Source organism: Microbacterium sp. B19, assembly GCF_000333395.1.
Lineage (GTDB): Bacteria > Actinomycetota > Actinomycetes > Actinomycetales > Microbacteriaceae > Microbacterium.
This window is the reverse complement of the sequence record NZ_BADA01000404.1, coordinates 1-2,879: the sequence shown is the minus strand read 5'-3', so window position 1 is coordinate 2,879 and position 2,879 is coordinate 1. Positions and strand designations below refer to the sequence as shown.

3 protein-coding genes are annotated in these 2,879 nt (G+C 71.3%); all 3 read left to right on the top strand.

Annotated features, from left to right (window positions below; all coding sequences use genetic code 11):
* Nucleotides 1–550: ACT domain-containing protein (locus I5G_RS14325; protein WP_022879669.1), on the top strand; the 550-nt coding region annotated here is incomplete at its 5' end.
* Nucleotide 551: 1 nt separating this feature from the next.
* Nucleotides 552–1,634 carry a threonine synthase gene (thrC, locus tag I5G_RS14320; RefSeq protein WP_022879668.1) on the top strand — a complete coding sequence of 361 codons (1,083 nt, stop codon included), beginning with the start codon at nt 552–554 and terminating at the stop codon, nt 1,632–1,634.
* The gene (gene thrB, locus I5G_RS14315) at nt 1,631–2,563 is read left to right on the top strand and encodes a homoserine kinase (protein WP_022879667.1); all 933 of its coding nucleotides are present in this window, start codon (nt 1,631–1,633) and stop codon (nt 2,561–2,563) included. The genes thrC and thrB overlap by 4 nt, the downstream gene beginning before the upstream one ends.
* The last annotated feature ends 316 nt before the right edge of the window (nt 2,564–2,879 follow it).

Sequence of the window (2,879 nt, the reverse complement as noted above, 5' to 3'; positions counted from 1 at the left end):
CGAGGCCACCGAGTCGATCTCGGTGCGCGTGTACCCCGCGCTCGTCGAGCGCACGCACCCGCTCGCGAGCGTGCACGGCGCGAACAACGCCGTGTTCGTCCAGGCCGAGGCCGCCGGCGACCTGATGTTCTACGGCGCCGGGGCGGGTGGCGTGCAGACCGCCTCCGCCGTGCTCGGCGATGTCGTCTCGGCCGCGCGCCGCCACATCGCCGGGGGTGTGGGCGTCGGCGAATCCACGCGCGCCAACCTCCCCACCGTGCCGATCGGACGCGTCATCACGCGGTACCAGATCACGCTCGAGGTCGACGACCAGCCCGGCGTGCTCGCCACGGTCGCCGGCATCCTGAGCGAGGGTCGCGTCTCGATCGCGACCGTCGAGCAGACCACCATCGAACCGGATGCCGAGAACCCCGCCGGGAGCGGGTCGGCGCGTCTGGTCATCGGAACACACCAGGCCCGTGAGCAAGACCTGAGCGAGACCGTCGAGCGTCTCGCCGCGAGCGGCGTCGTCGAGCGCGTGGTCTCCGTACTGCGCGTGGAAGGGAACTGACATGGCACACGTCTGGCGCGGAGTCCTCCGCGAGTACGCCGACCGTCTGGGCGTCACCGACGCCTCCACCGTCGTGACGCTGGGGGAGGGCGGCACGCCGCTCATCCCCGCCCCCGCGCTCTCGCGACGCACGGGCGCCGACGTCTATGTCAAGTTCGAGGGCATGAACCCGACGGGCTCGTTCAAGGACCGCGGCATGACGGTGGCGCTGTCGCGCGCCGTCGAGCACGGCGCCAAGGCCGTCATCTGCGCGTCGACCGGCAACACCTCGGCCTCGGCCGCCGCCTACGCGGCGCACGCCGGGATCACCGCCGCGGTCCTCGTGCCCGAGGGCAAGATCGCGATGGGCAAGCTCAGCCAGGCCGTCGCGCACAACGGCCGTCTGATCCAGATCCGCGGCAACTTCGACGACTGCCTCGAGATCGCGCGCGAGCTGGCCGACCACTACCCGGTGCACCTGGTCAACTCGGTCAACCCCGACCGCATCGAGGGCCAGAAGACGGCGGCCTACGAGGTCGTCGAGCAGCTGGGAGACGCCCCCGACTTCCACTTCATCCCCGTGGGCAACGCCGGCAACTACACCGCGTACTCGCGCGGGTACCGCGAAGAAGCCGCACGCGGCGTCTCGACGCGCGTGCCGCGCATGTTCGGCTTCCAGGCGGCCGGGTCGGCCCCGCTCGTGACCGGCGCGGTCGTGAAGAACCCCGAGACGATCGCCAGCGCGATCCGCATCGGCAACCCCGCGTCGTGGGACCTCGCGCTGGAAGCGCGGGAGGCCACCGACGGCTGGTTCGGCGCGATCGACGACGAGCGCATCCTGGCCGCGCAGAAGATCCTCGCGGGCGAGGTCGGCGTGTTCGTCGAGCCCGCCTCGGCCATCAGTGTCGCGGGGCTCCTCGAGCAGGCGGAGGCGGGAGTCGTCCGCGCCGGGGCGAAGGTCGTGCTGACCGTCACCGGTCACGGCCTGAAGGACCCGCAGTGGGCGCTGCGCAAGGCCGACGGCACCCAGGTCGAGCCGACCGTGGTCGACGCGACCACCTCCGAGGTCGCCTCGGTCCTCGACCTGAAGCCGGTGGCCGAGTGACCGCAGCCCTCGGGCGTCGCGTCGCGGTCCGTGTGCCGGCGACGAGCGCCAACCTCGGTCCGGGGTTCGACACCCTGGGGCTCGCGCTCAGCGTGTACGACGAGCTGACGGTCGAGGCCCTCGAGCCCGGTCGCCTCGAGATCGAGGTGAGCGGCGAGGGCACGGCCGACGTGCCGCGCGACGCGTCGCACCTCGTCGTGCGCGCGATCGCGCACACGTACGCCTCGGTCGGTCGCGAGATGCCCGGCCTGCGCCTGGTGGCGCACAACGTCATCCCGCACGGGCGGGGCATGGGCTCCTCGGGTGCGGCGGTGGTGTCCGGCATCCTGGCGGCGAAGGGGCTGCTCGAGGGCGAGGTCGCGTTCAGCGACGTCGACCTGCTGCGTCTCGCGACCGAGATGGAAGGGCACCCCGACAACGTCGCCCCCGGCCTGTTCGGCGGCCTGACGATCGCGTGGATGGATGCCACCGGCCCCCAGCACAAGCAGCTCATCGTGCACCGCGGTGTGTCTCCGCTCGTTCTCGTCCCGAGCTTCACGATGTCGACCGCGGTCGCCCGGAGCCTGCAGCCCCTGCAGGTGCCGCGCGAGGACGCGGTGTTCAACGTCTCCCGCTCAGCGCTCCTCATCGCGGCGATGACCCAGAGCCCCGAGCTGCTGATGGCCGCGACCGAGGACAAGCTGCACCAGAACTACCGCGCGCAGGCGATGCCCGAGACGGACCGGCTCGTGCGGGCGCTGCGCGCCGAGGGATACGCGGCGGTCGTGTCGGGTGCGGGACCGAGCGTCCTGGTGCTCGCGGACGGTCCGGGCCAGCGTGTGGCGGCCGCAGACCTTACCGCATCCGTCGTCGACACCCCGTGGCAGGCGCTCATGCTCGCCGTCGACGTCAAGGGTGGTACAGTGAAGCCCGCAGAGGGTTCCGCTTAGCACGCGAATCTGAGCCTCTGCACCACCTGCGAAATCCGCAACAAATCGCGAACCCGGTCTCGGCTGCAGTCTCCCGAACCGCTGGTGTGATCTTCGTCTGCGCTCTGCAGCGATACCCGTGATTTGACCATGTTTCATTTCTGAGGAGCACTCGTGGAGTCCATCTCCGAGACCCAGCCCGTTGACGCGCCCGAGGGCGCTGACATCCCCACCGAGGAGCAGTCCGCCGCTCCGGCCGACGACACGCTGTTCGACACACCGGTCGACGCGGAGGGCGAGGACGCCCCCGCCGCGGAGGAGCCCGCGGTCGACGAGA